This is a genomic window from Halorussus salilacus (genome assembly GCF_024138125.1).
GTDB lineage: Archaea > Halobacteriota > Halobacteria > Halobacteriales > Haladaptataceae > Halorussus > Halorussus salilacus.
Map to the genome: position 1 here is coordinate 67,449 of NZ_CP099993.1, position 23,468 is coordinate 90,916.

Sequence of the window (23,468 nt, forward strand, 5' to 3'; positions counted from 1 at the left end):
CGCCGAGTCGCGCTCAGACCGCTGGGTACTCCCCCAGCCGCGTCCCGTCGAGCAGGTACGCCTCCGCCGAGGGGGACGCCTCCGGGAGGAACGGCGCGAGGAACCCCTGGCCCTCGACGTTGACCCACGTCGCGCCCGCGAGGTCGTTGAACGCCGGGAAGACGACGAGTTCCGCTCCCGCCCGGACGCTCGCGGCGCGCTCGGCGAACGCCTCGCGCGCGAGCGGCCCCCGGAGCCAGACGCGCTCGACGCGGCTCCCGCCGACCTCGTCCGTCAGTCGGACCGCGGGGTGCTCGTGGCCGACGCAGACCACCGCCGCGGAGAGGACCTCCGGCGCGGGCCATGTGTGGCCGTGGGCGAACCCCACGTCGCCGAGTCGGATTCCGTCGCCGTCGGTCACCTCGCAGTCGACCCACGACTCGATGGCCCCGTCGTGGTTGCCCTTGACGAGCGTGGCGGCCACGCCGCGCTCGTCGAGGCGTTCGAGCAGGACCTCTATCTCGCCGCGCTCGGCCCCGCCGGGGTCGCCGATAGCGTGCATCAGGTCGCCCAGGAAGATCACGCGGTCGGGGGCGACGCGCTCCACGAGCGAGAACAGCCGCTCGCGGCGCTCGTCGGCGCGGCTGTCGAGCGAGACGCCCTCCGCGCGCAGCGCCGCCTCGACGCCCGCGTGGAAGTCGGCGACGACGAGCGCGCGCTCGGACCCGACCTCGGCGACCGCGGCGGGTTCGCCGGGAACGGGCTCGACGAGGCTCATCAGATAGGCTTGAGGGTGTCCTCGCCCGACTCGTAGCAACGCCCGGCCATCAGCGCGGATTCGAGCGCGTCCTCCACGTCGGCGGGGGTCACGTCGTACTCCCCGACCACCGCGGCCAGCAGGGTCTCGCGCTCGACGCCGTCGCCCTCGTTGAGGTCCTCCATCGTCTCCATCACGGTGTTTTCGAGGTCCTCGGGTTCGGGTTTCCCGGCGTCCGATTCGGCTTCCGCCTCGGAGTCGTCGGATTCGCCGTCCGGTTCGGACGCGGGTTCGGATTCGTCCACGTCGGACGCCGAGTCCGACGCCTCGGACGCCGAATCGGGACGCTCGTCCGGGAGGGCCTCACCCTCCGGCGCGTCGATGTCGGCCTCGCCGGGTTCCTCGACCTCCGTCCCGGAGGAGAACTCCAGACCGTACTCCTCCTCGACCTGCTCGCGTTCCTCGTCGTCGAACTCGTACATCTCGTCGCCCGCCCCGGCGGTTCCGAGGTCTGGCCCCTCGTCCCGCCCGTCGGTCTCGGTCGCGGTCTCGGGGTCGACCGACTCGTCGGTCGAGGTGTCCTGCTCGTCGCCGACGGTCGGCGGTTCGTCGGTCCCGACCTCCTCCTGAAGGTCGGCGGCGTCTTCCGAGTCCTCGACTTCGGCGGGTCCGTCGTCGGCGACCGTGCTGGTCGGGGCTTCGCCGAGGTCGTCGGCCGCGTCGGAATCGGTCGCCGAGTCGGTCTCGGCTTCCGCGCTCGATTCGGACTCCGCGCTCGATTCGGACTCTGCGTTCGATTCGGACTCCGCGACCGGTTCGGACTCCGAACCGGTCGCGGCCTCGGGACTCGTCTGGTCGGCGTCGACCGTTTCCACGTCGGCGACCTCGGTCGCCTCGGCGTCGGCCAGCGAGTAGTCGAGGGCGACGCCGACCGCGGCGTCGCCCTCGTCGGGCGCGAGGTCGAGCGGTCCCACGTCGTCGGCGTCGAGTTCGCCCGCGACGACCCGCGCAGAGTCTATCGCGAGGTCCCAGACTCCCGCGAGATACCCCTCCGTCGTGCCGTAGTGGTCGATGGCGAGCGGGATGCCCGCGGCGAGACCGGCGTCCGAGCCGCCCGCTTCGAGGGCGGCGCGGAGGTCCTCGCCCCGCGCGTCCGAGTCGAGCGCGTCGGCGAACGTCGAGACCCGGTCGAGGGTCTGCTCGGCGGTCTGGACCACCCAGCGGTCGCGGGTGTCGGCGTCCACGCGGTTGATGGACTCGGGCCGGATGGAGGTGAACACCCGGTCGGAGTCCTCGGGCTGGAAGGTCCGGGCCTTGCCCGTCACCGCGACGAACGCCGGGGGCGAGGCATTTTCGAGGAACGCCATCTCGTCGGGCTGGTACTGCCCGGCGTAGACCACGAACGCGCCGGTCGGGTCCACGATTCGCGCCCGGAGCACGTCGTCGCTGACTTGCTCTACTTGTGTCAGAACGCCCACGACGAACAGGCGATTGACTCGCGCGCCCGTGGGGGTGACCACGTAGTTCGGGGCGCGCTCCTCGTCGCTCTCGGAGTAGTCGAGGGTGGCGTCGTCGTACTCGGCGGCGAACACGCGCCACGCGACCTCGCGGCGGCCCGCGCCGCCCTGCTCGGAGTCGTCGTCGCTCGAACTCATTCTGCCACCTCCGCGAGCAGGGCGTCGGCGCGGTCGGTCGGCGAGTCACCGCACTCCTCGAACTCGGTGACTTCGAGGTTCGCGCCGTAGTCGTCGACCGAGAGGTTCCCCCGGACGCGGAACTCCCGGCCGACGATTTCGTCCCGGATGGCGTCGGCGACGACCTCCTTGTCCATCGCGTCGCGGGCCTGGGCCTTGGCGTCCTCGACGCCGCCGCCGTACACCTCGGCGGTGCGCTCGTCGTCCAGCACCGCGGTGACGGTGCCGGTGCCGTCGTCCACGATGGCCTTCACGCGCAGGTCGTCCTGACCCTCGACCTCGCCGTGGCTCCGACACTGGCCGTTCTGGATGACCCGGCCGCACTCGGGACAGCGCTCGATGAGGCCCGAGCCGTCCCGGACCGCCACGACCGACCCGATGACCTCCACGTCGTACGCGCCGCCCGTGCCGACCGCGTCCCGGACGGTCATCCGGGTCGCGGTGTCGCTCACTTCGAGGTCGCGGTCGAGCGGCGCGACGGTCGTGAACTCCGAGAGATTGACGGAGGGGACCCCGCGGAACTCCCGGACGTACACGTCTTCGAGGCGGAGTTGCGCGCCCTCGGCGAGTTCCGGGCGGGCCTCCCAGTCGGTGAACGGGAGGCGGGCCGACTCGTCGGCGAGCACGCCGCTGCGAATCTCGGTCTCGCCGTCGCGGCCGTCGATGGTCTTCTGTTCGACCTCGACCACCTCGACGTCGAGGCTGACGCCGCGGTCGCCGGGTTCGAGGTCGGCGAGCGAGGCGTCGCCGCCCACCTCGTAGGGCACCTCGATGTCGTCCTCGAACGCGACGTTGGTCGACTCGCCCAGATTCAGCTCGGGTTCGCCCTCCCACTCGCGGACGCCAGCGTTGCCCGCCGTGATGGTGTCGCCCGCCGAGAGGCCGAAGTCCTCCCACGCGGTGTAAGAGATGGTGCCGGTCTCGTCGGCGAGTTCGCCCTCGTGGATGGTCTGCTCGTCGCCCTGATACCGGATGGAGCGCTTGCCGACGGTCAGCACCTTCGCGGTGACGGTGACGTTGCCGTCGTCGGGCGTCACGTCGGCGATGTCGGCGCGCGAGGGGCCGCCGCCGCCCCCGCCGCCGTCGCCGTACTTCCGCCGGAGGCTCTGCTTTGCCTCCTCGACCGGGACGCTGTACTCTACGAGGTTCTTCAAATCGGCTTTGACCTCCTCCTTGTCTACGCCGAGGTCGGAGGCGAGCTCCTCGGCATGGTCGTCGAGACTCATCACCCGGACTTTGCTCGGGACGGATTAAAAGTGTTCGTCACGCGCGAGCGCCCCGGGGGCGCTCGCGCGTGAGGCTCCCCGTGGCTGGCGCGGTGCGGGAACCGGCGCAGTGCGGAGGGCGACACGGACGAGGGCTGGCGCAGTGCGAGTGCCGACACGATGCGAGCGCTGGCGCAGTCGCGGCCGCGACTGCGCCAGCGCTCGGTTGGGCCAGCCTATCCGCCAGCCCGACCGAAAGCGGTTTTCGCCCCGAATTACTATCGACTCGCATGCGCGTGGTCGTCAACGCCGCGACGAGCGTCGACGGAAAGCTCTCCTCGCGGCGGCGCGAGCAGATCGCCATCAGCGGGCCCGAGGACTTCGACCGGATGGACCAACTCCGGGCCGACAGCGACGCCGTGATGGTCGGGGTCGGCACGGTGCTGGCCGACGACCCCCACCTGACCGTCGACGACCCCGCCCGTCGCACGGCGCGCCGCGAGCGGGGGGAATCCGAACACCCCGCGCGGGTGGTCGCCGACTCGCGGGGTCGGACCCCCACCGACGCCCGGATTCTGGACGACGCGGCGACGACCTACGTCCTCGTCGCCGACGCCGCGCCCGACGAGCGAGTCGAGGCGCTGGAGCAAGCGGGCGCGCGGGTCGTCGCGGCGGGCGAGGACCGTGTGGACCTCGCGGGCGCGCTCGCCGGACTCGAACGCGAGGGCGTCGAGACCCTGATGGTCGAGGGCGGGGGCGAACTCATCTTCTCGCTGTTCGAGGCGGAACTGGCCGACGAACTCCGGCTGTACGTCGGTTCGAAGCTCATCGGCGGCCGGGACGCCCCGACGCTGGCCGACGGCGAGGGGTTCGTCGACGACTTCCCGACGCCGGAGTTAGAGAGTGTCTCGCGCGTCGACGACGGCGTGCTCCTGCGCTACGCGGTCGAGTGAGTTCACTCCCCGACCTTCGACACCGAGAGGGTGTGGCCGGTCTGCTGGCCGTGTTCGACGAGCACGTCGGCCGGTTTCGTGTCGCCGCAGGCGTCGACGACCTGCTCGAACGAACAGTCTCGACAGCTCACGCGTAGCCGGGCCGGGTCTTCTCCCATTGTCACCTGCCCTAGTGAAGTTGGGGTTTCCGGGAGAAGTCCCTGTCCCTTGCTATACTATGCCATTCTTAACCCCGGACGGTCGGCGGGCCGACGCGCTCGCGGCGGAAGGGCCCTCGACCGAGAGAATCGCTACCGAGTCGGTCAGTGGGAGTGGCCGGTCATCTCGCCGAAGGTCGTGCCGAAGCGCTCCTCGAACAGTTCCATCGTCTTCTGCTCGTCGGCCTCGACCCGCGGGTCGGGTTCGCCGTGGCCGTGGTGGACCAGCGCGTGGGCCTGCTGGGCCAGCGACAGCATCGCGAGGTCGCCGAGGACCGAGGTGTCTGTCTCTGTCTCGTCCTCGCGTAGCATCTCGACGATTCCGACCGGGACCGTGAGTTCCTCGGCGTCTCCGTCGGGCGATTCGATGGTGTACGTCTTGGTCTCGACGTCGTCTGCGTCGGTCATACCTCCCCTTCCCCCGGCGAACGTAAAGATGTGCGGGTCTCGGGACGGTTCTCGGTCGTCTGTCGCCCTCCCCTCGTCGCGGAACACCGACCAGTTCAGACGAAAATGCGCTTTCCGACCAACCCACGGCGCAGCGCGCGAAGCGCGCGCACGAGCAACCTCCTACTGCGAGCGAACGTAACCGGAAGAGCGCCGCGGTCGCGGCGCTCTTCCGGAGTGAGCGAGCAGTATTTTTTGGTCTCTTCGTGAGCGGAGCGAACGAAGGCTCGTGGGAGCTTCGCTCCCACGGTGTAGATTTTTTCGAGGAGGGTGCGCCAGCAGAGCAGACCGCGGAGCGGTCTGCTCTGCGCGCACCCGACGAAGAAAAAAGGTGGGTGCTGTTAGTCGTCCCCGGCCGCAACCTCGGTCGCGGCCTCCTCGGCTACGACCTCGGCGGTTTCGAGGTAGTCGTCGGCGTCGAGCGCGGCCTTACAGCCCATGCCCGCGGCGGTCACGGCCTGCTGGTAGTGGAAGTCGACCACGTCGCCCGCGCCGAAGATGCCGGGCACGCCGGTCGCGGTCTGGCCGCCGCCCTTCCCGCCCTCGGTCTTGAGATAGCCCGCGTCGTCCATCTCCACGTCGGTGCCTTCGAGGTAGTCGGTGTTGGGCGTGTGGCCGATGGCGAGGAACACCGCGCCCACGTCCATCTCGAACGTCTCGGTCTCGGGGTCGTCGAGCTTATCGGAGGGGTAGCCCTCGGGGTGGCGGACCAGTTCGGCGTAGTCGACGCCCTCCTCGGGCGAGCCGTGGACCTCGCGGAGTTCGGTGTTCTTCAGAATCTCGATCTCGCCTTCGTCTACCTTCTTCTGGACGCGGTCTATCCAGTAGTCCTCGGCGCGGAACTCCTCGCGGCGGTGGACCAGATACACCTTCTCGGCGAACTTGGTGAGGAAGTTGGCCTCCTCGAACGCGGCGTCGCCGCCGCCCACGACCAGCATCTCCTCGTCGCGGAAGAAGGCTCCGTCGCAGGTCGCGCAGGTCGAGACGCCGTAGCCCATCAGTTCGTCCTCGCCGGGGACGCCGAGGGTCCGGGCGCTCGCGCCCGACGCCGCGATGACCGCGTCGGCGGTGTACACGTCGCCGTTCGTGAGCTCGACCCGGAACGGTCGCGCGGAGTCGTCGACCTCCTCGATGACGCCGTTCTCGACCTCCGCGCCGAACCGCTCGGCCTGCTCTTTCATCCGGTTTATGAGGTCGGGACCGCTGAGACCCTCGGGGAAGCCGGGGTAGTTCTCCACCTCGGTCGTGAGGGTGAGCTGACCGCCGGGCTCGTCGCCCTCCAGCACCAGCGGGTCGTTGTTCGACCGCGCGGCGTAGATGGCGGCGGTCAGGCCCGCGATGCCGCTCCCGGCGATGACGAGCCGACGGTGTTCGACCGCGTCGTCCTCGCCGCCGTCGGTCGCCGCGATGCCGAGTCGCTCGTCGAGTTCGCCGGTCTCGTCGAGTTCGCTCGTGTCCTCCCACCCGCCGACGAGTTCGTCGTCGATGAACACCTCGGGCGCGGTCTTGCGGCCGTCGGCACGCTCGACCATCTCCTCGAACAGTTCCTCGTCGCCGGTCACGTTGTACGTCTCGTACTCGACGCCCTTCGAATCGAAGAGGTCCTTGGCCTTCTCGCAGTAGGGACACTCCTTCTTGGTGTAAATCTCGACCCGGGGGTGTTCGCTCATGGTACAATATTGAGTCCGGCGGGGTATTTAGCTTGTGTTGTAGCGCCGTCTTTCCGGTATCTCGCCGACCCGACGAGTCGGCGTTTCGGGCGTATGTTCTTGTACGAGGACGGGGCAAGCGAGAGGTCACCGAAAACGGATGACCGACAAACCAACACAGTCAGAGACCCACGATGATACCCGAACCCGACGACTCGAACGTGCGTCGACGAATCGAAGCCTCGATACCGACGCACTCGCACACGCTCGTGCAGATGCTCAGGTGGTGCTCGAACAGACGATTCAGACGTTTACTGACCTCTCGGACAAGGCGTTTCGCCTCGTTCGACTCAACGGATTAGTCGTCACTATCGTAATCGCCATCTCGTCACAGATAGAGACGAAAGCGTACGTAAACGTCGCTTCACTCGCGTCGATACTGTTGTTCATCTGTTCGGCCCTGTTTGCCATCATTGGATACCGGATACGGACGATAGACGGGGGAATCAGCACCGATGCCTTCCAGAAACTCACCTCGTACAAACTCCGCGAGAAGGAGTACCTGAACTGGGTCCTTACGCTCGGGTATCCGAAGTGGATAGCCGACGGGGTGCAGAAGACCAATCGAAAAGAACGGTGGATCGGATACTCATTACTCGCGTTCCTCGGTGGAATGGCGATGCTTCTCGCCGGAACATTTTTAGCTATTTACTGACACGAAGAACCATGAACGACGATTCCGACGACGAGGACGTGTTTATCCGGCCTGAAGACCTCGGCGAACCCGGTGCCACGGTCCTCGGTCCGAATGCGAGTGACGAATCGAGCGACGAATAACCTCCCGAAGCCCTTACCTCCGGGCCGCCCCTCGCATCGCCCATGCCCGCCGACCTCGAAGAGAAGACCGACCGATACGAGGGACTGCTCGCCGAGGCCCTCGACGCCGCCGAGATCGCGCCGCCCGAGGACACCCCGATGGGCGAGGCGGCCGCGGAGTGCCGGGAGATGGCGGCGTCCTACCTCGAGGACGGTCGCCACTTCCGGGAGAACGACGACCCCGTGAACGCGCTGGCCTCGTTCTCGTACGGTCACGCGTGGCTCGACGCGGGTGCACGCGTCGGACTGTTTGACGTGCCGCGCGAGGGCCACCTGTTCACGGTCTGAGCCGGACCGAAAAGAGGCGACGGTTCCGACGATTCAGTCGCGACGCTATCGGTTCTCGTGCTCGTCGTTCCTGCGCCCCTCGCGACGCCGGGACCCGTGCCCGTACCGGCTTCCGTACCGGCGGTCGCGCTGGCCGCCCTCGCGCCCGGAGATTCCCTCCTCGCGGTGGCTTCCGCGCTGGCTTTCCCGACTCGGGGAGGACCCGCCGTGTCCCGAATTCCCGGACCTGCGGCGACTGCCGTACCGGCTGTCGGTGTGCTGGCCGCCGCGGTTCTCGCGGTCGCCGGTCGGCCCGAGGTTCCGGTCGCTACCGGTGTCGGAAGCCCCCTCTTCGCGGCTGTAGTCGACGTTCCCGCCGGTCTCGCGGGTCGTGGGCGTGATGTCGTCGCGGTCTCGGCCGCGGCCGGTTTCGCGGTGGTCGTTGCGGTCGACGTACGACCCTCGGCCTTGCTTCGGTTCGCCCCCGCGCGAGCGAGTCTCGTCCGGCGCGTCCTCGGTCCCCTGCCCGGGACTCGGCTCGCCGCCCTCCGAACGGGGTTCGCCGTGACGGTCCTCGTCGCCGCTTCGGGCGCGGTTCGGGTCGCCGCCGGTTCGGGGACTCCGCGACGTCCCGGCGTCGTTCGCGCCGCGGCTCCCGTATCGGTTGGTGCCGCCCCGTTCCTCCTGCTCCTCGCGGCGCTGGCGGTCTCGGTCGGCGGCGTCGCCGTACTCGTTGGTGTGTCGCTCGTCGGCGGGGTGGTCGTCGGTTCGCTCTCGTCGCTGCTCGTCGTGCTGTCGCTGAGGATTGGCCATCTGAATTTCCCCCGACGGAGGTTCCCCGAGCGCTTCCTTAGGCGTGCTGGCCCGGTCGGGTCGGAACCGAACTCCCGTCTCCCGATTTTCCCTCCCGGGTCCGGGAGGCAGTCCGCGACAAGTTTTTTCTATCACCCTCACACACGTTATCATGGATATTATGAACGAAACGTACGTGCGACTGCTCTGTCCGGAGTGTGGCAAGGACTGGGAAGAGGGCCCCGACGCCCTCCCGGCCCACGACCAGCAGTTCCACTGTCCGAACTGTCACGCCACGCGCCGGACCGCCGAGTTCACGCGGACCGAGAAGGACCTCGACACCCTGAAGCAGTTCGGGGGTTAGTCACTGCTGGTCGCCGAGCGCGCGCCGCACGCCTCGCACCGCAACAACACCGCGCCCTGTTCTCGTTCGAGTCGCGTGTCGGGGAGCCCGCACTCCGAGCAGAGGACGAACTCCTCGGCGTACTCGTCGATGGCGTCTCCGATTCGGCCCTCGCTGAACTCGCCGGTCAGCCGAGCGCGGCCGCTCTCGTCGATGTGAGCGCTGGTCCCCAGTTCGTCCTGCAGGAACTTCAGGACGTGGTCGTCCTCGCGGCCGAGCCGGTCGAGCGTGTCCTGGAAGTTCTCGTAGACGGTGACGTTGCCCTCCTGGCGGACCTCCGGGTCGGGCACGTCGAAGCGGTCGCCGGTCCCCTCGATGTCGGGAGTCTCTTCGAGCGCCCGGTCGAGATGGTCTTCGTACCCTTCCATGGGTCCACCATGGGTCTCGTTCGGATAAAAACCTTTCAGACTCCTCGAATCGACGCCCTCTGGCGGTCGGTAAGCTTTCGTTGCACGCCGAACGGAACGAAACGGTGTGAACGATTCGCCAATACTCGGTTGCTTGGCTCACCCTGAAATTGCGTTCTTCAGGGGAGGGGTAATCCGTACGCCGTGTTAACGGGACTCAAGATAATACTATAACCCTGCAACCGTTATCCTCGGTTGCTTATGAAGAAGCAGGAACTCATCCACCTTCACGGCCTGCTTGCGGAGGTTGGAAACTACTACGAAGACGAGCACAGCACCGAAGTCGACCTTTCCGAGTACGAGTCCCTCGGCGTACGACCGACATCTATTCACAAGTCGAAAACCGATCACAAAGCCGCGGTGTTCGCGATGGCGAAGGCAATCACGTCCGAGATGGCAGACGCGGAGGCCACCGAGAAGGTCGCCGCGAAAGCCGACTGAGCGCGCGGAGACGTCCGGTTCCTACTGTCCTGTAGCATCCCCGATAGTTGCACGCGTAGCGACTCCTTCCCGACGGTTGCACGAGTAGGGTCCTCGTAACGCTCGGCCGACGCGCTACTCGTCGGTCGGAACGCAGAGAAGCGTGGGTGAGCCGCGCGCCAGTCGCCACTCGACTCGGGCGGCGCGACCCGACGGGTCGCGCCGCCCGGGACGCGTCGGTGGAACTCGGGGTCTACTCGATGAGGTCCTCGAACTCCGGCAGGACCTCGTCGTCGTCGCGTTCGTCGCCGGTGGCGTCCTCAGTTGCGGAGTCGCCCTCGGAGTCGGCCTCCTCCTCGCTCTCCTCGTCGTCGTCTTCGATGACCTCGACTTCGAGGACGGTCAGCGGGATGTTCTCGAGGCGCTGGCCGATCTCCTTTCGTGCAATCCGCGAGGCGTGTTCCTCGCGCTCGACGTTGAAGACGGTCATCTCCAGTTCGAGCGCGACGAGGCTCTCGTCGGCCGCGATGAACGCGGGTTCGAGTTCCTCCCCGCAGTGGGGGCACGACCGCTCGCCCATGTTTATCTCGACGTAGTTGAGGTCGGGATTGAGCAACTCACCGGTCTTCGAGATGGCGATTCGAACCGCTTCGTCCGGCGTCTCCACGTCGTAGACCGGAACCGCGGCTTCCACGACAACTCTGCAGTTCATGGTCGCATAGACGTTGTAGGGCCAACAGTATCAAGTTTGGCCCCAAAGCGAAAGACTTCCCCCGCCTCGGTCCCTCGGGTCGCTCGATGGAATCCGGTTCGATACCGCTGGCCGACGTGCCGGGCGGGTTCGACCTCCAGTCGACGCTCGAAAGCGGCCAGACGTTCTGCTGGCGGCGCGAGGACGGCCGGGCCTACGAGACCGACGACGCCCACGGCGGGTCGGCGTGGTACTACACCGCGACCGAGGGCGAGGTCGTCCGGGTGCGCCACCGCGAGGGACAGTTAGAGTGGGAGGCGACGACCGACGCCGACGGGCTACTCGTCGAGCGACTCCGCCTCGACGACGACCTGCCGACCATCTTCGAGGCGGTTCCCGACGACCCGCTGGTCGCCGACGCGCGCGCGGCCTACCCCGGGATGCGACTCGTTGACGACCCCTTCTTTCCGTGTCTCGTCTCGTTCATCTGTTCGGCTCAGATGCGGGTCTCGCGCATCCACGGGATGCAGACCGCACTCGCGCGGGAGTTCGGCGAGGCCATCGAGTTCGACGGGGAGACGTACCACGCCTTCCCGACGCCCGAACGCCTCGCGGCCGCGACCGAGGCTGAACTCCGGGAGCTGGGGCTGGGGTATCGCGCGCCCTACGTCCGGCGGTCGGCCGAGCTGGCGGCCGCCGGGGAGGTCGACCCGGCCGACGTGCGCGCGAAGGAGTACGAAGACGCCCGCGACGCCCTTCAGGCGTTCGTCGGCGTCGGCGACAAGGTGGCCGACTGCGTCCTGCTGTTCTCGCTCGACTTCCTCGAAGCGGTGCCCCTCGACACCTGGATTCGGACCGCCATCGAGGACCACTACCCCGACTGCGACCGCGGGTCGTACGCCGAGACCTCGCGGGCCATCCGGGAGGCGTTCGGCGGCGAGTACGCGGGGTACGCCCAGACGTACGCGTTCCACTACCTCCGGAGTCGGTACTGAGGTTCTCGGAGACCGGTACCCGACCCCTCCGGAACCGGACCGGTCGGTCGCCGCACCGCGGCGACCGACCGGTCCGGGGTTCCCCCGTCGTCCTCTCCCGGTCGTCGTTCTCCGGTCCTCTCCCGGCCGTCGTTTCCCGCCGTCTTCCCGCCGTCGCCCTCCCCGGATTCTCCGACGCCAACGACCGCTACCCGATGGTTTTAAACGGCTGAACGCCCGGGTATACGATAATGGCTTTTGAGGACCTACTCGAAGACCCGGTAATTCAGAAGTATCTTCACGAGTTGGTCGGTCCGAAGGGAATGCCGGTGGCCGCGGCCCCGCCGGACGGCGAGGTCACCGACGAGGAGCTCGCCGAGGAACTCGACCTCGAACTCAACGACGTTCGACGGGCGCTTTTCATCCTCTACGAGAACGACCTGGCGACCTACCGGCGGCTCCGGGACGAGGACTCGGGGTGGCTGACCTACCTCTGGACCTTCGAGTACGACAACATCCCCGGGAACCTCGAAGAGGAGATGCACCGGCTACTGGAGGCGCTCGAACAGCGCCGCGAGTACGAGCGCCACCACGAGTTCTACCTGTGTGAGGTCTGTTCGATCCGGTTCGAGTTCGGCGAGGCGATGGACTTCGGCTTCGAGTGCCCCGAGTGCGGGTCGCCCCTGGAGTCGATGGAGAACTCCCGGCTCGTCGACTCGATGGAGGGCCGAATCGAGCGGCTCCGAGAGGAGCTCAACGTCGAGCACCTCGAAGAGGCCGAGGCATAATGGTCGTCCTCGCTACCAAGGTGTACGTGCAGGGCGACGCCCGCGAGCGCGCGCTCGACGGCCTCCGGTCGCTCGTCGACAACGCGGTCGGCGACCTCGACGTCGAGTACACCGTCGGGGTACGCAGGGACGACTTCGCCGTGGTGACTCTGGAGGGCGACGACGAGGTCGTCGCGCGCAACCTCCTGCGCGAGGAGTGGGGCGAGATAACCCCGGACATGCGGCCGGGCGAGACCTACGTCGGGACGCTCGAATCGTGGGACGAGGACGGCATCGTCCTCGACGCGGGCGAAGACGTGCGGATTCCCGCGAGCGAACTCGGTCTCGGGCAGGGGACGCCCGTCCAGATCGTCGAGCGGTTCGGACTCGTCCAGCACGTTCCCCTGCGATTCGTGTACGGCGGCGAGGGCGGAGACGACGGCGAGTCGAGCCCCCCGCGCCTCGCAGACGAGGAGCGCGACCGCCTCTACGAGTGGACCCGCGGAACCGGCCGGGTCAACGTCAACAGCGCGACCCGCGGGGAGGTCCGGGCGACGGTCAACCGCGCGGGCCACGCCCGCGACATCGTCACGGTCGAGCGACTCGGCCTGCTCGAACAGAGCGTCGTCTGCAAGGACGAGACCGACCCGCCGGGGTTGCTCGCCGCCATCGGCGACTACCTGCCCGCGGAGATTCGTTGCGTTATTCCATGAATCGGCGACTCCTGCTCGGGTTCGCGGCGCTCGCGTTGCTCGCGCTCGGGGCTGGCTGTACCGGGCTGTTCGGCCCGGACGAGTTCAGCGACGACCAGCTCTCACAGGAGGCCGACTACGACTGGAACACCACGGCCGACGTGACCGTCAACATCACGAGCGACGAGTACCGGGCGGTCTACAACGTCTCGAACCGCTCGGCGGTCGAGACCTACCAGCGCGAGTCGCTCGGCGGCGAGTCGCCGGTCGAGGTGTCGGCGGTCCAGTTCCGGTATCCGAACGGGACGGTCGCGACCGCAGAGGAGTTCGAGGTCGTGAAGCAGGACGACCGGACCGTGATACGACCGCCCGCAGAGGACGGGAAGCTGGCGTACACCGCGCCCCACCGCGGCAAGTCGTTCAGCATGCCAGTCACCGTCGAGGGGTCCTACGAGGTCGTCCTCCCCGAGGGAATGCGGGTCGGCAACTTCCTGCTGAGTCAGGTCCGGCCCGGCGAACACACCACCGAGGGTCCCGACGGGACGGCCGACGGCCGGGTCCACATTCACTGGGAGGAGGTGACCGCCGACACCGTCGTCGTCCGCTACTACCTCGCCCGGGACCTCACCATCTTCGCCGGTATCATCGGCGGGGCCGCGCTCGTCGCGCTGGTCGGACTCGCCTACTTCCGGCTTCAGATTCGGAACCTCGAACGCGAGCGCGAGGAACTGGGGCTGAACGTCGACACCTCCGACGACGAGTTCGACGACGGGCCGCCGCCCGGGATGCGGTAGGCCGCGGGCCCGATTCCCCGGGACGCCGCGAGACGGACTTTTATTCGCGCGCCCACAACGGACCCCTATGCAGGTAGCCCTCGTCTCCGTCGGCGACGAACTGCTGGCGGGCGACACCGTCAACACGAACGCCGCGTGGCTCGGCCAGCGACTCGCCGAGCGCGGTGCGACCGTCGAGCGCGTGGTGGTCGTCCCCGACCGTGTCTCCGACATCGCCCGCGTGGTCAACGAACTCCGGGCCGAGTACGACGCCGTCGTCACCACCGGCGGGCTCGGGCCCACCCACGACGACCTCACCATGGAGGGGGTCGCGGCCGCCGTCGGGGTCCCGGTCGAGGAACACCCCGACGCAGTCGAGTGGATCACCGACCACACCGACTACGAGCGCGGCGACCTCGTGGCGGGGACGACCCACCTCCCGAAGGGGGCGCGGATGCTGCCCAACGACGCGGGAGTCGCGCCCGGTTGCGTCATCGAGGGCGTCTACGTCCTGCCGGGGGTGCCCGCGGAGATGGAGGCGATGTTCGAGCGCGTCGCCGACGAGTTCACCGGCGAGTACCGGTACGTGACGACGGTTCGGGCCGACGAACCCGAGAGCGCGCTGGTCGAGCGGTTCGCGGAACTGGACGAGCGATTCGACGTGACGGTCGGAAGCTACCCCGGCGACCACGTCCGGGTCAAACTCCAGAGCACCGACGAGGACGAACTCGACCGCGCGGCGGCGTGGCTCCGCGAGCGAGTCGAGTCGGTCGAGTGAACACCGGCGGTTACCGGTAGAGGTACGCGAGCCACGCGACCGTGAGGGCGATGCCGACGACGCTGACGACGATTCCCGAGGCGTTGGCCGGAATCGACGCGGATTCTGCGAGTACGAACATGCCCGACGGTTCCCCCGGCGCTCCCTTAACGTTTATCAAGCGCGGTGATGCGGCGCGCTCGGCACTGCCGAGCGCGCCGAGGAGTCGTCGAGGGAGCCGACGCGACCGTTCGAAACGCGCCGTTGAAATCGTGAACCGAATCGTAATCCGCGGCTACGTCGCGGTTCGTGCCCTGGCGAAAAATCGGGTTTCACACCGGGAGTCACTGGAAACAGTCCGTTGTCTGGCTGAACGCTCCCCAACGGTCGGCCCGGTTTATTTATAACTCGGGCGAACTCCGAGTCGTCCGTGAAGGCCCCGTTACCCGTTTCTGGGGCCTGCGCGGGGGAGAACGAACAACGATGTCACAGAACTATCCGAACCCGACGGGAAGCACCGGCCAGCAGACAGGCGGTCAGATAGGCGGCGGTCAGATGGGCGGTAGCCAGATGGGCCAGCAGACCGGGGCGGCCTTCCAGACCGCCCACCAGCAGGTCGGCCACCAGTTCGAATCGGAGCTGACACCCGAACTCAACGAGGCGCTCGAAGCCTTCGACCGCGTGGTCGAGGTCGCGTCGTGGTGCGCCGACAAGTGCATCGAGTCGGGACCACAGATGGCCGAGTGCGCCCGCCTGTGCGACGACCTCTCGGAGGTCGCGGAACTCAACGAGAAGCTCATCGCGCGCGACTCCATCAACGGCCCGGAGGTCGCCGAGGCCTTCCTCCGCATCGCCCAGCAGGGCATCCCGATACTCCAGCAACACCAGCAACCCCACGTCCAGGAGACGCTCCAGACGGTCACCTACGCCATCGACACGACCAACAAGCTACTGGACTCGATCAGCGGCCAACCGATGGGCACCCAGCAGGGATTCCAGGAGATGGCTCAGCAGGGCGGAATGGGCCAGCAGTCCGGTGGGCAGATGGGCCAGCAATCCGGTGGACAGATGCGCCAGCAGTCCGGTGGACAGATGGGCCAGCAGTCCGGTGGACAGATGCGCCAGCAGTCCCAGCACCCCCAGAGTCAGGGGCCCCAGTCCCAGAGCGAGTTTCAGGGCGGCCGGACGCCATACTGAGTTCCGCTGACCCCGACCGCACCGACCGCGTCGCTTTTTCCGGACCGCTTTTGCGCCCGACCCCCGTAGACCCGTCCATGCGACGAATCGGCGTGGTGGTCAATCCCATCGCCGGAATGGGCGGGCGAGTAGGACTCAAAGGCACCGACGGGAAGGTCGAGGAGGCCCGCGAGCGCGGCGCGGAGCCGCGCGCGCCCGGCCGCGCGGTCGCGGCGCTCGCGGCCCTCCGCGAGCGCGCGCCCGACGCCGAGCTGCTGACCTACGGCGGCCAGATGGGCGCAGAGGAAGCCCGAGAGGCGGGGTTCGACCCGGTCGCGGTGGGCGAACCCGCAGGCGGGGAGACGACCGCCGCCGACACCCGCGAAGCCGTCAGGGAGTTCGCCGGGCGAAACGCCGACCTGATACTGTTCGTCGGCGGCGACGGCACCGCGGTCGACGTGGCCGAGACGCTCGACGAACTCGACGCCGAGGTCCCGATTCTCGGCGTTCCGGCGGGCGTGAAGGTCTACTCGGCGGTGTTCGCGGTCAGCCCCGAGGCCGCAGGCCGGGTCGCCGCCGACTTCGACCGGACCGAGACCCGCGAGGTCAACGACATCGACGAGGAGGCCTACCGGGAGGGCGAGGTCCGCGCGGGGCTGAAGGCGCTCGCGGCGGTCCCGGTCGCCGAGGACCTCCAGTCGAGCAAGCAGGTCGGCGGCGGGACCGTCGAGAGCCTCGCGGCGGGGGTCGCCGACGACGCGCGCGCGTCGTCGGCGACCTACGTCCTCGGGCCGGGCGGCACGGTCGGGGCGATAAAATCGGAACTCGGCTTCGAGGGGTCGCCGCTCGGCGTGGACGTGTGGCGGGACGGGGAGGTGCTGGTCGCAGACGCCAGCGCCGACGAGATTCTCGACCACTTGGGCGAGGACAATGTAATCGTGGTCTCGCCCATCGGCGGGCAGGGGTTCGTCTTCGGCCGGGGCAACGACCAGATATCGCCCGACGTAATCGGCGAGTCCGAGGTCGAGGTTGTCGCGTCGAAGCGCAAACTCGACGACATCGGCGTCCTCCGGGTCGACACGGGCGACGACGAGGTCGACGAGTCGTTGCGCGGGTGGCGGAAGGTCCGGGTCGGTCGGTTCGAGCGCCGGATGATGAAGGTGGCGTGAGGGCCAGAGCGTGAGGGCCAAGGCGTGAGAGCCAGAGCGTGAGGGGACACGGGGACGGAGGGAGTGACTCGGAGAAGGGTCAATAATTGGCATCTAGGGAAGCTTAAGGTCGTTCGGGTCCGACTAATCGGATATGGAGACGCGGAAGGTACAGCGGTTAGGACCCTCGACGCTCGCGATGACCCTCCCGGCCGAGTGGGCCAAGGAAAACGACGTCGAGAAGGGCGACGAGGTCTCGCTCAGGATGGGTGGCAAGGGAACGCTGACGGTCCTCCCGGAGTCGGCTCACACCGAGGAGTCCGAAGCCATCATCCACGCCGAGAACCTCGACGCCGACGCGGTCGAGCGCGCCATCGTCGCCCAGTACGTGCTCGGACGCCGGGTCATCCACGTCGAGAGCGAGGAGACCCTCGATAGCGCGCACATCAACGCGGTCTACAAGGCCGAGACCCAGTTGATGGGGCTGGGCGTCGTCGAGGAGACCCCCAACAGCATCGCCATCCGGTGTTCGGTCGACCCCGAGGACTTCAGCCTCGACAATCTGCTCGAACGACTGGAGAACACCGGTTCGACCATGCGCGGCGAGGCGGTCAAGGCGCTCGCACACGGCAACCCCGACCTCGCCCAGCGGGCGCTGAACCGCGAACGACAGGCCAACAAGATATTCGTCCTCCTGCTGAGGCTCATCTTCACGGCCTACCAGAACCCCACGCTCGCGCGCGCGGTGGACTTGGATAGCGGCTTCCCACTTATCGGCTATCGGTCCATCGCCAAGAACCTCGAACTCACCGCCGACAACGCCGAGGACATCGCCGAGATTGTGCTCGAAGCCGAGGGCCACACCCTCGACGTGGACGGCGCGACGATGCGCCGCATCCGGGAGTTCACCGATCAGGTCGACGAGATAACCGCGCTGGCCGTGCGAGCGGCGGTCGAGCGCGATTACGACAAGACCCTCGAAGTCCGGGCGCTGTTCCACGAGATCGGCGACCGGGAGGGCGAGATACTCGCCGACCTGCCCGAGATGGACAACGAGAGCCTGCTCGCCATCCGCGAGGTGCTGGTGAGCCTCCAGCAGACCGCCCAGTACGCCATGCGGAACGCCGAAATCGCGGCGAATCTCGCGCTCAACGAGGAGAGCGAGCACACGACCATCAACTGACGCTCCGCGACGCGACCGACCGCGACGCGGTCGGTCGCGTCGGTTTCGTCTTTCGTTTCGTCCGAGAAGCCGTTTCGTCCGAGAAGCCGTTTCGCCGAGGGACCAACGCGTCTAGTCGGCGCTGATCACCTCGCCCTCGTCGCGGGTAGTCGTCTCGTCGGTGCCGTCGTCGGTCGCCTTCTCGGCGGTCAGGGGGTTCCGCCGCGAGATGCCACAGTCGAACGCGGGATGCTCCGCGAAGTGGCGCACCAGCATGTGGCGGCGCGACCCCGTGATTCCGGTCCGACCCACGTCGTCGGCCGTGAACTCGTCGGGCAGTCGCTCGAACAGTCGGCGCAGAACCTCGAAGCTCTCGAACACCTTCGAGTTGCCCGCCGAGTTGGCCCCGCGTCGGGCCACCTCGTACGCGCCGTCCTCGCGGTGGACGCCCGCGGTCCGGAAGAACTCCCGGCGCTGGGTCAGCGCGTCGCCGACCGCGTCCTGCAGGTCTGCGGCCTCGTCCCTAGTCAGTTCGTAGTCACTGCCGTCGACCGCCAGAACTATCGATTCACCGTCTCGTCGTACCGATACGTCGTTCTCATCGCCCGAGAAGAACTCGATCAGGAGCCTGAACACTCCGTGTCATGCAGTCGTACGTCTTCTCCCCGGGGTAAAAACTCTACCGGCGAGTGCAAAGGTTACGGAAAATTCGAGGAGAAGACCCTGCCCTTCGGGGCGAGGAGAACGTCAATCCCGAGTAAAAGCTGTCGGCCCCGACCCGCGGCCCGCGACGCGAGTAGAATGAACTAAGTTCCGGCCGCCGGAAACGCTCGATATGGCCGAACACGAGACGGTCGCGACCGACAAGGGCATCGGACTCGCCACGCTGTTCACGCTAGTGGCGGCGGTCGCCGCGGTGGCGATGTTCGCGGTCCCGGGCACCGAACTCGCCGCGTGGGGTTTCGCGGTCGCCATGCTGGCTGGCGTGCTGGCGGTCGCGGCTGTACACCTCTACTGGCGGTGAGATAATCGAGCGATTTCCGGCGGGAAATCGTTAAGGGTACGAACGCCGTATACCCCTGCGAGGATGACTGACTACACCGACGAGGAACGGCGTATACTCGCGTACCTCCGCGAGAGCGTCTCGCGCGGCGAGCGCTACTTCCGCGCGAAGAACATCGCCGAGCAACTCGGCCTCTCGTCAAAGCAGGTCGGTGTTAGGCTTCCCCGACTCGCCGAGAAGAGCGAGGAGGTCGACATCGAGAAGTGGGGGCGTGCGCGCTCGACGACGTGGAAAGTGACGCCGAGTTAGACGGGAACGTGACGCCGAGTTAGTCGGCGGGTTTTTGGGACCGCACCCCGAATCACCGATATGACCGTCAGGGTGGAGCGGACCTTCGACCTCGCGGTTCCGCCGGAGGAGGTCTGGGAGTTCATCGCAGACCCCGAGCGTCGAGCCACCGCCATCAGCGTCGTGGAGGACTACGAACGGACCGGCGAGAACACGTCCATCTGGCACATCTCGGTTCCCATCCCGTTTCTGAACACGACCGTCCCGGTCGAGACCGAGGACGTAGAGATCGACCCGCCGCGCTACGTGAAGTTCATCGGCCGGTCGTCTGCGCTCCGAGTGACCGGCGAACACGAGGTGAGGGAGACCGACGCCGGGAGCCAGCTCGTCAACCGCTTCGTAGTCGAGGGCCGGGTCCCCGGCATCGAGCGCTACTTCAAGCGGAACCTCGATCAGGAGCTCGACAACCTCGAAGACGCGCTCCGAGAGGAGGCTCAGGCGTGAGGCTCGCGCTGGCCCAGCTCGAGATCGAGGCCGGGGCAATCGAGGGCAACCGCGAGCGCGCGCTCGACGCAATCGCGGCGGCCGCCGACCGCGGTGCCGACCTCGTCGCACTCCCCGAGATATTCAACGTTGGGTACTTCGCGTTCGACACCTACCGGCGCGGGGCCGAACCGGTCGAGGGGCCGACCCTGACCGCGATAGCCGACGCCGCGCGCGACCACGGCGTCGGCGTGCTCGCGGGCAGCATCGTCGAGGACCTCGCCGAGACCGAGAGCGTCGAGACCCCGGCCGACGAGGGGCTTGCGAACACCTCGGTCCTGTTCGACCGCGACGGGAGTCGCCTCGCGGTGTACCGCAAGCACCACCTGTTCGGGTACGAGTCGGCGGAGGCCCGGATGCTCGTCCCGGGCGAGACCCTCGGCGTCGCGACGTTCGGTGGCGCGACGGTCGGGATGACCACCTGCTACGACCTGCGATTCCCGGAACTGTACCGCGACATCGCCGAGGCCGGGGCCGACCTCGTGGTGGTGCCGAGCGCGTGGCCGTACCCGCGCGTCGAGCACTGGAAGCTCCTCGGTCGGGCCCGCGCGGTCGAGAACCAGCTGTTCGTCGCGACCGTCAACGGGGCGGGCGAGTTCGACGACGCATCCCTGCTGGGTCGCTCGACCGCCTACGACCCGTGGGGGACGACGCTCGCCAGCACCGACGACGACCCGGACCTCGTCGTCGCCGACATCGACCTCGACAGGGTCGAGGCGGTCCGCGAGGAGTTCCCGGCGTGGCGCGACCGGCGCATCTGACGACCGCGAGAGAGGTCTCGTCGTCGCTCGCGACTGACGCCCGTCGGACGCAGGCAGCTCGAAAACCCGAATTTTAATTACAATCCACGTTAGATATACGAAAACAGACAGATGTCCACAACGACACGCGAGACGCGTCCCGTCGGGGCGGGTGGGGCCGACGCGACCCGACCTTCCAGGGAGGTGATGTTCGACTTGCTGGGCAACGCGCGGCGGCGGTGGGTCCTCCGGCACCTGCTCGACGACCGGGCGATGACGCTCACGGACCTGAGCGCCCGGGTCGCGGCGTGGGAGAACGACACCACGGTCGAGGACGTTTCCTCGCGCCAGCGAAAGCAGGTGTACTCCTCGCTCTACCAGACCCACATCCCGCGACTCAGCGAGCACGGTCTGGTCGAGTACGACGCCGACGAGCGCGTCGTCGAACTCACCGGCGACCCCGAACTCCTCCGGCGGTTCCTCGAAATCGAGGGACCGAGACGGGGTCGGTCGTCCCACCAGTGGAGCCGCTACTTCCTCTGGACCGCGGTGGTCGGGAGCGCGGTCATCGCGGGCCACTGGCTCGGGACCACGCCCGCCGACAGCATCACCACCGAGAGCCTCTACGGACTGCTCACGGTGGTCTTCATGATGCTCAGCGTTTCGTTCGTCATGGCGGTCGAGGGCGAGAAACTACTCCGGAAAATCGGCCAGTAGTCGATTCGCAGCGGTAGGTCTTTTGCAGTTACTGCCCGAAAATATGGGTCGTCTCGTCGCCCGACTGTGAGTTTCAGCGAGCGTTCGGTGCGCGGAGGCCGCGCCTGCGGCGCGGCCTCCGCGCGTGACGGTCACTCGGTGAGAATCAGAAATCCGCGAAAGTTAGAAATTCAGAAAGCGCCGCAGGCGATTTTCACGTCTCAATCGCCGCTCTCTGCGGGTCGGAGATCGAATGTCCTCGACGCCCGCCGGGAGTCTCGGAGTTCCATCGTCGAACTCTGGGAAAACGATGATTAAGTGCGTTCGGCCCGCTTCGCGGGCCTCACAGCTCAGTCGTCGCTCTCTGCGAATCTGATGACTAAATGTGCTCGGCCACAGGGGCCTCGCAGTTTAGTCATCAGACTCGGTCTTGATGTCCGCGCTGAGCCCCTGGGCCATCTCGATGTCCTTGCTGTTGTTCAGCGTCCACGCCGTGCGCTCGGTGACGGCCTCGATGGCCTCGCGGGCGCTCGGGTAGCCGTTGCCCGACTTCTTGACGCCGCCGAACGGGAGCTGGACCTCCGCGCCGATGCACGGGAGGTTGGCGTACGCCAGCCCGAGTTCCGCCTCGTCGCGGAAGTGGTTGATCTGGCGGTAGTCCTCGGAGATGACCGCACCCGCGAGCCCGTACGGGGTGTCGTTGTGAATCTCCATCGCGCGCTCGATGTCGCCGGAGTACTCGATGAGCGCGACGTGGGGACCGAAGACCTCCTCCTTGATGCAGCGCAGGTCCGGGTCGTAGTCGACTTCGTAGACGAACGGGCCGACCCAGTAGCCGTCCTCGTGGCCCTCGGGGATTTCGTCGTCGTCGAGTTCCTCGCGGTCGACCAGCACGTTCGCGCCCTCCTGGCGCGCGAGGTCGTTGTACTTGCCGAACTTCTCGACCTGCTCTTCGTTGACCATCGGGCCCATGAAGGTGTCCTCGTCGAGGGGGTCGCCGACCGAGACCTGCTCGGCGAGTTCGACGTAGCGCTCCTTGAACTCGTCGTATACGTCCTCGTGGACGATGAGGCGCTCGGAGGAGACACAGCGCTGGCCGGTCGTCTTGAACGAGGACATGACCGCCGAGTGGACCGCGATGTCGAGGTCGGCCTCCTCGGTGATGACGATGCCGTTCTTGCCGCCCATCTCGCAGGCCGCGAGCTTGCCGGGTTCGCCGCCGACCTTGCCCGCGATCTTGTGGCCGACCTCGCTACTGCCGGTGAACAGGACGGTGTCGACGCGCTCGTCCTCGACGATGGCGTTTCCGGCGTCGCCGAAGCCCTGGACCATGTTGAACACGCCCTCGGGGATGCCCGCGTCCTCGAACATCTCCGCGATTATCTGGCCGCACCACGGGGTCTGCTCGGCGGGCTTCCAGACGACGGTGTTGCCCTCGACCAGCGCGAGCGCCATGTGCCAGAACGGGATGGCGACCGGGAAGTTCCACGGCGTGATACAGCCGATGATGCCCCGCGGCTTGCGGCGCATGTAGGCGTCTTTGCTCGGAATCTCGGAGGGAACCACGTCGCCGTGGGGGTGACGGGCGTTGCCCGCGGCCCACTCGACCATGTGGGCGGCCTCGACCACGTCGGCCTTCCCCTCGGATATCTCCTTGCCGCACTCCTTGGTGATGACCTCGCCGAGTTCGTCGGTCCGGTCTTTGAGTTCGTGGTAGATGTCCCAGAGGTACTCCGCGCGGTCGATGTACGAGAGGTTCCGCCACTCGTCTTCGGCCGCCTCGGCCGCCGCGAGCGCGGCGTCCACGTCCTCGGGGGTCCCGCGGTGGAACTCGCCGAGCGACTCCTTGGTCGCGGGGTTGACGCTCTCGAACGTCTCGTCGCCCGCACCCTCGGTCCACTCGCCGCCGATGTAGTGCTCGTACGTCTGCTCGCTGGCTTGCTGGCTCATGCTCGGATGGAGATTGAATCGGCCACGATAAAAAGCCCACTCAATCGCCGGGCGTTCGGCGC

At 67.5% G+C, this 23,468-nt stretch carries 29 protein-coding genes; 18 read left to right on the top strand and 11 right to left on the bottom strand.

Features of this window, described 5'->3' with window-relative positions:
* Nucleotides 1–13: 13 nt before the first annotated feature.
* The 3 genes from NGM10_RS00365 to NGM10_RS00375 are packed head-to-tail and all read right to left on the bottom strand — an operon-like array spanning nt 14 to nt 3,656.
* Complete coding sequence (locus NGM10_RS00365; protein ID WP_253480558.1) at nt 14–757, bottom strand: metallophosphoesterase; 744 nt, start codon at nt 755–757, stop codon at nt 14–16.
* Nucleotides 757–2,391 carry a hypothetical protein gene (locus tag NGM10_RS00370; protein WP_253480561.1) on the bottom strand — a complete coding sequence of 545 codons (1,635 nt, stop codon included), beginning with the start codon at nt 2,389–2,391 and terminating at the stop codon, nt 757–759. Before NGM10_RS00370 ends, NGM10_RS00365 begins: the two co-directional genes overlap by 1 nt.
* On the bottom strand, nt 2,388–3,656 hold the full coding sequence (locus tag NGM10_RS00375) for a Single-stranded DNA binding protein (protein WP_253480564.1): 1,269 nt from the start codon (nt 3,654–3,656) through the stop codon (nt 2,388–2,390). The genes NGM10_RS00370 and NGM10_RS00375 overlap by 4 nt, the downstream gene beginning before the upstream one ends.
* A 269-nt stretch (nt 3,657–3,925) precedes the next feature.
* Here NGM10_RS00375 and NGM10_RS00380 point away from each other — a divergent pair, with 269 nt between their 5' ends.
* Nucleotides 3,926–4,588, top strand: a complete 663-nt coding sequence (locus NGM10_RS00380) for a 2,5-diamino-6-(ribosylamino)-4(3H)-pyrimidinone 5'-phosphate reductase (RefSeq protein WP_253480566.1) — start codon at nt 3,926–3,928, stop codon at nt 4,586–4,588.
* A 2-nt stretch (nt 4,589–4,590) separates the two neighbouring features.
* Here NGM10_RS00380 and NGM10_RS00385 read toward each other — a convergent pair whose 3' ends face one another.
* The 3 genes from NGM10_RS00385 to NGM10_RS00395 all read right to left on the bottom strand — a co-directional run bounded on the left by NGM10_RS00385 (nt 4,591) and on the right by NGM10_RS00395 (nt 6,902).
* On the bottom strand, nt 4,591–4,746 hold the full coding sequence (locus NGM10_RS00385) for a hypothetical protein (RefSeq protein WP_253480569.1): 156 nt from the start codon (nt 4,744–4,746) through the stop codon (nt 4,591–4,593).
* A gap of 144 nt (nt 4,747–4,890) precedes the next feature.
* The gene (locus NGM10_RS00390) at nt 4,891–5,193 is read right to left on the bottom strand and encodes a DUF7545 family protein (RefSeq protein ID WP_253480572.1); all 303 of its coding nucleotides are present in this window, start codon (nt 5,191–5,193) and stop codon (nt 4,891–4,893) included.
* Nucleotides 5,194–5,573: 380 nt separating this feature from the next.
* Complete coding sequence (locus NGM10_RS00395; RefSeq protein WP_253480575.1) at nt 5,574–6,902, bottom strand: FAD-dependent oxidoreductase; 1,329 nt, start codon at nt 6,900–6,902, stop codon at nt 5,574–5,576.
* Between the two features lie 139 nt (nt 6,903–7,041).
* Between NGM10_RS00395 and NGM10_RS00400 the strand changes: the two genes are divergently transcribed.
* Both NGM10_RS00400 and NGM10_RS00405 read left to right on the top strand, forming a co-directional pair.
* Nucleotides 7,042–7,596, top strand: coding sequence for a hypothetical protein (locus NGM10_RS00400; protein ID WP_253480577.1), 555 nt, complete (start codon nt 7,042–7,044; stop codon nt 7,594–7,596).
* Between the two features lie 164 nt (nt 7,597–7,760).
* A complete protein-coding gene (locus NGM10_RS00405) occupies nt 7,761–8,045 on the top strand; it encodes a DUF357 domain-containing protein (RefSeq protein ID WP_253480580.1) in 285 nt (94 codons plus the stop codon).
* A 45-nt stretch (nt 8,046–8,090) separates the two neighbouring features.
* On the opposite strand, the gene NGM10_RS00410 is transcribed toward NGM10_RS00405, so the two are convergent.
* Nucleotides 8,091–8,837, bottom strand: coding sequence for a hypothetical protein (locus NGM10_RS00410; protein WP_253480583.1), 747 nt, complete (start codon nt 8,835–8,837; stop codon nt 8,091–8,093).
* Between the two features lie 160 nt (nt 8,838–8,997).
* Here NGM10_RS00410 and NGM10_RS00415 point away from each other — a divergent pair, with 160 nt between their 5' ends.
* Nucleotides 8,998–9,180, top strand: coding sequence for a DUF7836 family putative zinc-binding protein (locus NGM10_RS00415; RefSeq protein WP_253483892.1), 183 nt, complete (start codon nt 8,998–9,000; stop codon nt 9,178–9,180).
* On the opposite strand, the gene NGM10_RS00420 is transcribed toward NGM10_RS00415, so the two are convergent.
* Complete coding sequence (locus NGM10_RS00420) at nt 9,177–9,587, bottom strand: translation initiation factor IF-2 subunit beta (protein WP_253480586.1); 411 nt, start codon at nt 9,585–9,587, stop codon at nt 9,177–9,179. The genes NGM10_RS00415 and NGM10_RS00420 overlap by 4 nt on opposite strands.
* Before the next feature lie 240 nt (nt 9,588–9,827).
* Here NGM10_RS00420 and NGM10_RS00425 point away from each other — a divergent pair, with 240 nt between their 5' ends.
* Nucleotides 9,828–10,067, top strand: a complete 240-nt coding sequence (locus tag NGM10_RS00425; protein WP_253480589.1) for a UPF0058 family protein — start codon at nt 9,828–9,830, stop codon at nt 10,065–10,067.
* 232 nt (nt 10,068–10,299) lie between these two features.
* On the opposite strand, the gene NGM10_RS00430 is transcribed toward NGM10_RS00425, so the two are convergent.
* The gene (locus NGM10_RS00430; protein WP_253480592.1) at nt 10,300–10,758 is read right to left on the bottom strand and encodes a DUF555 domain-containing protein; all 459 of its coding nucleotides are present in this window, start codon (nt 10,756–10,758) and stop codon (nt 10,300–10,302) included.
* 86 nt (nt 10,759–10,844) lie between these two features.
* Between NGM10_RS00430 and NGM10_RS00435 the strand changes: the two genes are divergently transcribed.
* The 8 genes from NGM10_RS00435 (at nt 10,845) to NGM10_RS00470 (ending at nt 18,207) form a co-directional block, all read left to right on the top strand.
* Nucleotides 10,845–11,732, top strand: coding sequence for a DNA-3-methyladenine glycosylase family protein (locus NGM10_RS00435; RefSeq protein ID WP_253480594.1), 888 nt, complete (start codon nt 10,845–10,847; stop codon nt 11,730–11,732).
* A gap of 230 nt (nt 11,733–11,962) precedes the next feature.
* The gene (locus NGM10_RS00440) at nt 11,963–12,499 is read left to right on the top strand and encodes a transcription factor (protein ID WP_253480597.1); all 537 of its coding nucleotides are present in this window, start codon (nt 11,963–11,965) and stop codon (nt 12,497–12,499) included.
* The gene (locus NGM10_RS00445; protein ID WP_253480600.1) at nt 12,499–13,191 is read left to right on the top strand and encodes a DUF2110 family protein; all 693 of its coding nucleotides are present in this window, start codon (nt 12,499–12,501) and stop codon (nt 13,189–13,191) included. Before NGM10_RS00440 ends, NGM10_RS00445 begins: the two co-directional genes overlap by 1 nt.
* A complete protein-coding gene (locus NGM10_RS00450; RefSeq protein WP_253480602.1) occupies nt 13,188–13,964 on the top strand; it encodes a DUF5803 family protein in 777 nt (258 codons plus the stop codon). The genes NGM10_RS00445 and NGM10_RS00450 overlap by 4 nt, the downstream gene beginning before the upstream one ends.
* Before the next feature lie 67 nt (nt 13,965–14,031).
* Nucleotides 14,032–14,721, top strand: coding sequence for a competence/damage-inducible protein A (locus NGM10_RS00455; RefSeq protein ID WP_253480604.1), 690 nt, complete (start codon nt 14,032–14,034; stop codon nt 14,719–14,721).
* Between the two features lie 462 nt (nt 14,722–15,183).
* A complete protein-coding gene (locus NGM10_RS00460; RefSeq protein WP_253480606.1) occupies nt 15,184–15,897 on the top strand; it encodes a four-helix bundle copper-binding protein in 714 nt (237 codons plus the stop codon).
* 77 nt (nt 15,898–15,974) lie between these two features.
* Nucleotides 15,975–17,045 carry an ATP-NAD kinase family protein gene (locus tag NGM10_RS00465; protein ID WP_253480609.1) on the top strand — a complete coding sequence of 357 codons (1,071 nt, stop codon included), beginning with the start codon at nt 15,975–15,977 and terminating at the stop codon, nt 17,043–17,045.
* Between the two features lie 133 nt (nt 17,046–17,178).
* On the top strand, nt 17,179–18,207 hold the full coding sequence (locus NGM10_RS00470) for a phosphate uptake regulator PhoU (protein ID WP_253480612.1): 1,029 nt from the start codon (nt 17,179–17,181) through the stop codon (nt 18,205–18,207).
* A 111-nt stretch (nt 18,208–18,318) separates the two neighbouring features.
* Here the strand turns inward: NGM10_RS00470 and NGM10_RS00475 are convergent, their stop codons facing one another.
* Nucleotides 18,319–18,717 carry a DUF7528 family protein gene (locus tag NGM10_RS00475; protein WP_368408676.1) on the bottom strand — a complete coding sequence of 133 codons (399 nt, stop codon included), beginning with the start codon at nt 18,715–18,717 and terminating at the stop codon, nt 18,319–18,321.
* A 304-nt stretch (nt 18,718–19,021) separates the two neighbouring features.
* On the opposite strand from NGM10_RS00475, the gene NGM10_RS00480 reads away from it, so the two are divergent.
* The 5 genes from NGM10_RS00480 (at nt 19,022) to NGM10_RS00500 (ending at nt 21,477) form a co-directional block, all read left to right on the top strand.
* Nucleotides 19,022–19,210, top strand: a complete 189-nt coding sequence (locus tag NGM10_RS00480; RefSeq protein ID WP_253480618.1) for a DUF7525 family protein — start codon at nt 19,022–19,024, stop codon at nt 19,208–19,210.
* Between the two features lie 63 nt (nt 19,211–19,273).
* Nucleotides 19,274–19,498, top strand: coding sequence for a DUF7123 family protein (locus NGM10_RS00485; protein ID WP_253480621.1), 225 nt, complete (start codon nt 19,274–19,276; stop codon nt 19,496–19,498).
* A 60-nt stretch (nt 19,499–19,558) separates the two neighbouring features.
* Nucleotides 19,559–19,981 (top strand): SRPBCC family protein, encoded by a 423-nt coding sequence (locus NGM10_RS00490; protein WP_253480623.1) that lies wholly within the window; start codon nt 19,559–19,561, stop codon nt 19,979–19,981.
* Nucleotides 19,978–20,781, top strand: a complete 804-nt coding sequence (locus NGM10_RS00495) for a nitrilase-related carbon-nitrogen hydrolase (protein ID WP_253480626.1) — start codon at nt 19,978–19,980, stop codon at nt 20,779–20,781. The genes NGM10_RS00490 and NGM10_RS00495 overlap by 4 nt, the downstream gene beginning before the upstream one ends.
* A gap of 186 nt (nt 20,782–20,967) precedes the next feature.
* Nucleotides 20,968–21,477, top strand: a complete 510-nt coding sequence (locus NGM10_RS00500) for a DUF7344 domain-containing protein (protein WP_253480628.1) — start codon at nt 20,968–20,970, stop codon at nt 21,475–21,477.
* Nucleotides 21,478–21,867: 390 nt separating this feature from the next.
* Here the strand turns inward: NGM10_RS00500 and NGM10_RS00505 are convergent, their stop codons facing one another.
* The gene (locus NGM10_RS00505; RefSeq protein WP_253480631.1) at nt 21,868–23,406 is read right to left on the bottom strand and encodes an aldehyde dehydrogenase family protein; all 1,539 of its coding nucleotides are present in this window, start codon (nt 23,404–23,406) and stop codon (nt 21,868–21,870) included.
* Nucleotides 23,407–23,468 lie beyond the last annotated feature (62 nt).

Coding starts and splice junctions, on each gene's coding strand:
- NGM10_RS00435 (WP_253480594.1), top strand. CDS start 10,845: ATGGAATCCGGTTCGATACCGCTGGCCGACGTGCCGGGCGGGTTCGAC.
- NGM10_RS00490 (WP_253480623.1), top strand. CDS start 19,559: ATGACCGTCAGGGTGGAGCGGACCTTCGACCTCGCGGTTCCGCCGGAG.
- NGM10_RS00370 (WP_253480561.1), bottom strand. CDS start 2,391: ATGAGTTCGAGCGACGACGACTCCGAGCAGGGCGGCGCGGGCCGCCGC.
- NGM10_RS00465 (WP_253480609.1), top strand. CDS start 15,975: ATGCGACGAATCGGCGTGGTGGTCAATCCCATCGCCGGAATGGGCGGG.
- NGM10_RS00480 (WP_253480618.1), top strand. CDS start 19,022: ATGGCCGAACACGAGACGGTCGCGACCGACAAGGGCATCGGACTCGCC.
- NGM10_RS00505 (WP_253480631.1), bottom strand. CDS start 23,406: ATGAGCCAGCAAGCCAGCGAGCAGACGTACGAGCACTACATCGGCGGC.
- NGM10_RS00445 (WP_253480600.1), top strand. CDS start 12,499: ATGGTCGTCCTCGCTACCAAGGTGTACGTGCAGGGCGACGCCCGCGAG.
- NGM10_RS00455 (WP_253480604.1), top strand. CDS start 14,032: ATGCAGGTAGCCCTCGTCTCCGTCGGCGACGAACTGCTGGCGGGCGAC.
- NGM10_RS00430 (WP_253480592.1), bottom strand. CDS start 10,758: ATGAACTGCAGAGTTGTCGTGGAAGCCGCGGTTCCGGTCTACGACGTG.
- NGM10_RS00400 (WP_253480577.1), top strand. CDS start 7,042: ATGACCGACAAACCAACACAGTCAGAGACCCACGATGATACCCGAACC.
- NGM10_RS00485 (WP_253480621.1), top strand. CDS start 19,274: ATGACTGACTACACCGACGAGGAACGGCGTATACTCGCGTACCTCCGC.
- NGM10_RS00380 (WP_253480566.1), top strand. CDS start 3,926: ATGCGCGTGGTCGTCAACGCCGCGACGAGCGTCGACGGAAAGCTCTCC.
- NGM10_RS00415 (WP_253483892.1), top strand. CDS start 8,998: ATGAACGAAACGTACGTGCGACTGCTCTGTCCGGAGTGTGGCAAGGAC.
- NGM10_RS00500 (WP_253480628.1), top strand. CDS start 20,968: ATGTTCGACTTGCTGGGCAACGCGCGGCGGCGGTGGGTCCTCCGGCAC.
- NGM10_RS00410 (WP_253480583.1), bottom strand. CDS start 8,837: ATGGCCAATCCTCAGCGACAGCACGACGAGCAGCGACGAGAGCGAACC.
- NGM10_RS00450 (WP_253480602.1), top strand. CDS start 13,188: ATGAATCGGCGACTCCTGCTCGGGTTCGCGGCGCTCGCGTTGCTCGCG.
- NGM10_RS00470 (WP_253480612.1), top strand. CDS start 17,179: ATGGAGACGCGGAAGGTACAGCGGTTAGGACCCTCGACGCTCGCGATG.
- NGM10_RS00460 (WP_253480606.1), top strand. CDS start 15,184: ATGTCACAGAACTATCCGAACCCGACGGGAAGCACCGGCCAGCAGACA.
- NGM10_RS00365 (WP_253480558.1), bottom strand. CDS start 757: ATGAGCCTCGTCGAGCCCGTTCCCGGCGAACCCGCCGCGGTCGCCGAG.
- NGM10_RS00395 (WP_253480575.1), bottom strand. CDS start 6,902: ATGAGCGAACACCCCCGGGTCGAGATTTACACCAAGAAGGAGTGTCCC.
- NGM10_RS00385 (WP_253480569.1), bottom strand. CDS start 4,746: ATGGGAGAAGACCCGGCCCGGCTACGCGTGAGCTGTCGAGACTGTTCG.
- NGM10_RS00375 (WP_253480564.1), bottom strand. CDS start 3,656: ATGAGTCTCGACGACCATGCCGAGGAGCTCGCCTCCGACCTCGGCGTA.
- NGM10_RS00390 (WP_253480572.1), bottom strand. CDS start 5,193: ATGACCGACGCAGACGACGTCGAGACCAAGACGTACACCATCGAATCG.
- NGM10_RS00425 (WP_253480589.1), top strand. CDS start 9,828: ATGAAGAAGCAGGAACTCATCCACCTTCACGGCCTGCTTGCGGAGGTT.
- NGM10_RS00405 (WP_253480580.1), top strand. CDS start 7,761: ATGCCCGCCGACCTCGAAGAGAAGACCGACCGATACGAGGGACTGCTC.
- NGM10_RS00420 (WP_253480586.1), bottom strand. CDS start 9,587: ATGGAAGGGTACGAAGACCATCTCGACCGGGCGCTCGAAGAGACTCCC.
- NGM10_RS00440 (WP_253480597.1), top strand. CDS start 11,963: ATGGCTTTTGAGGACCTACTCGAAGACCCGGTAATTCAGAAGTATCTT.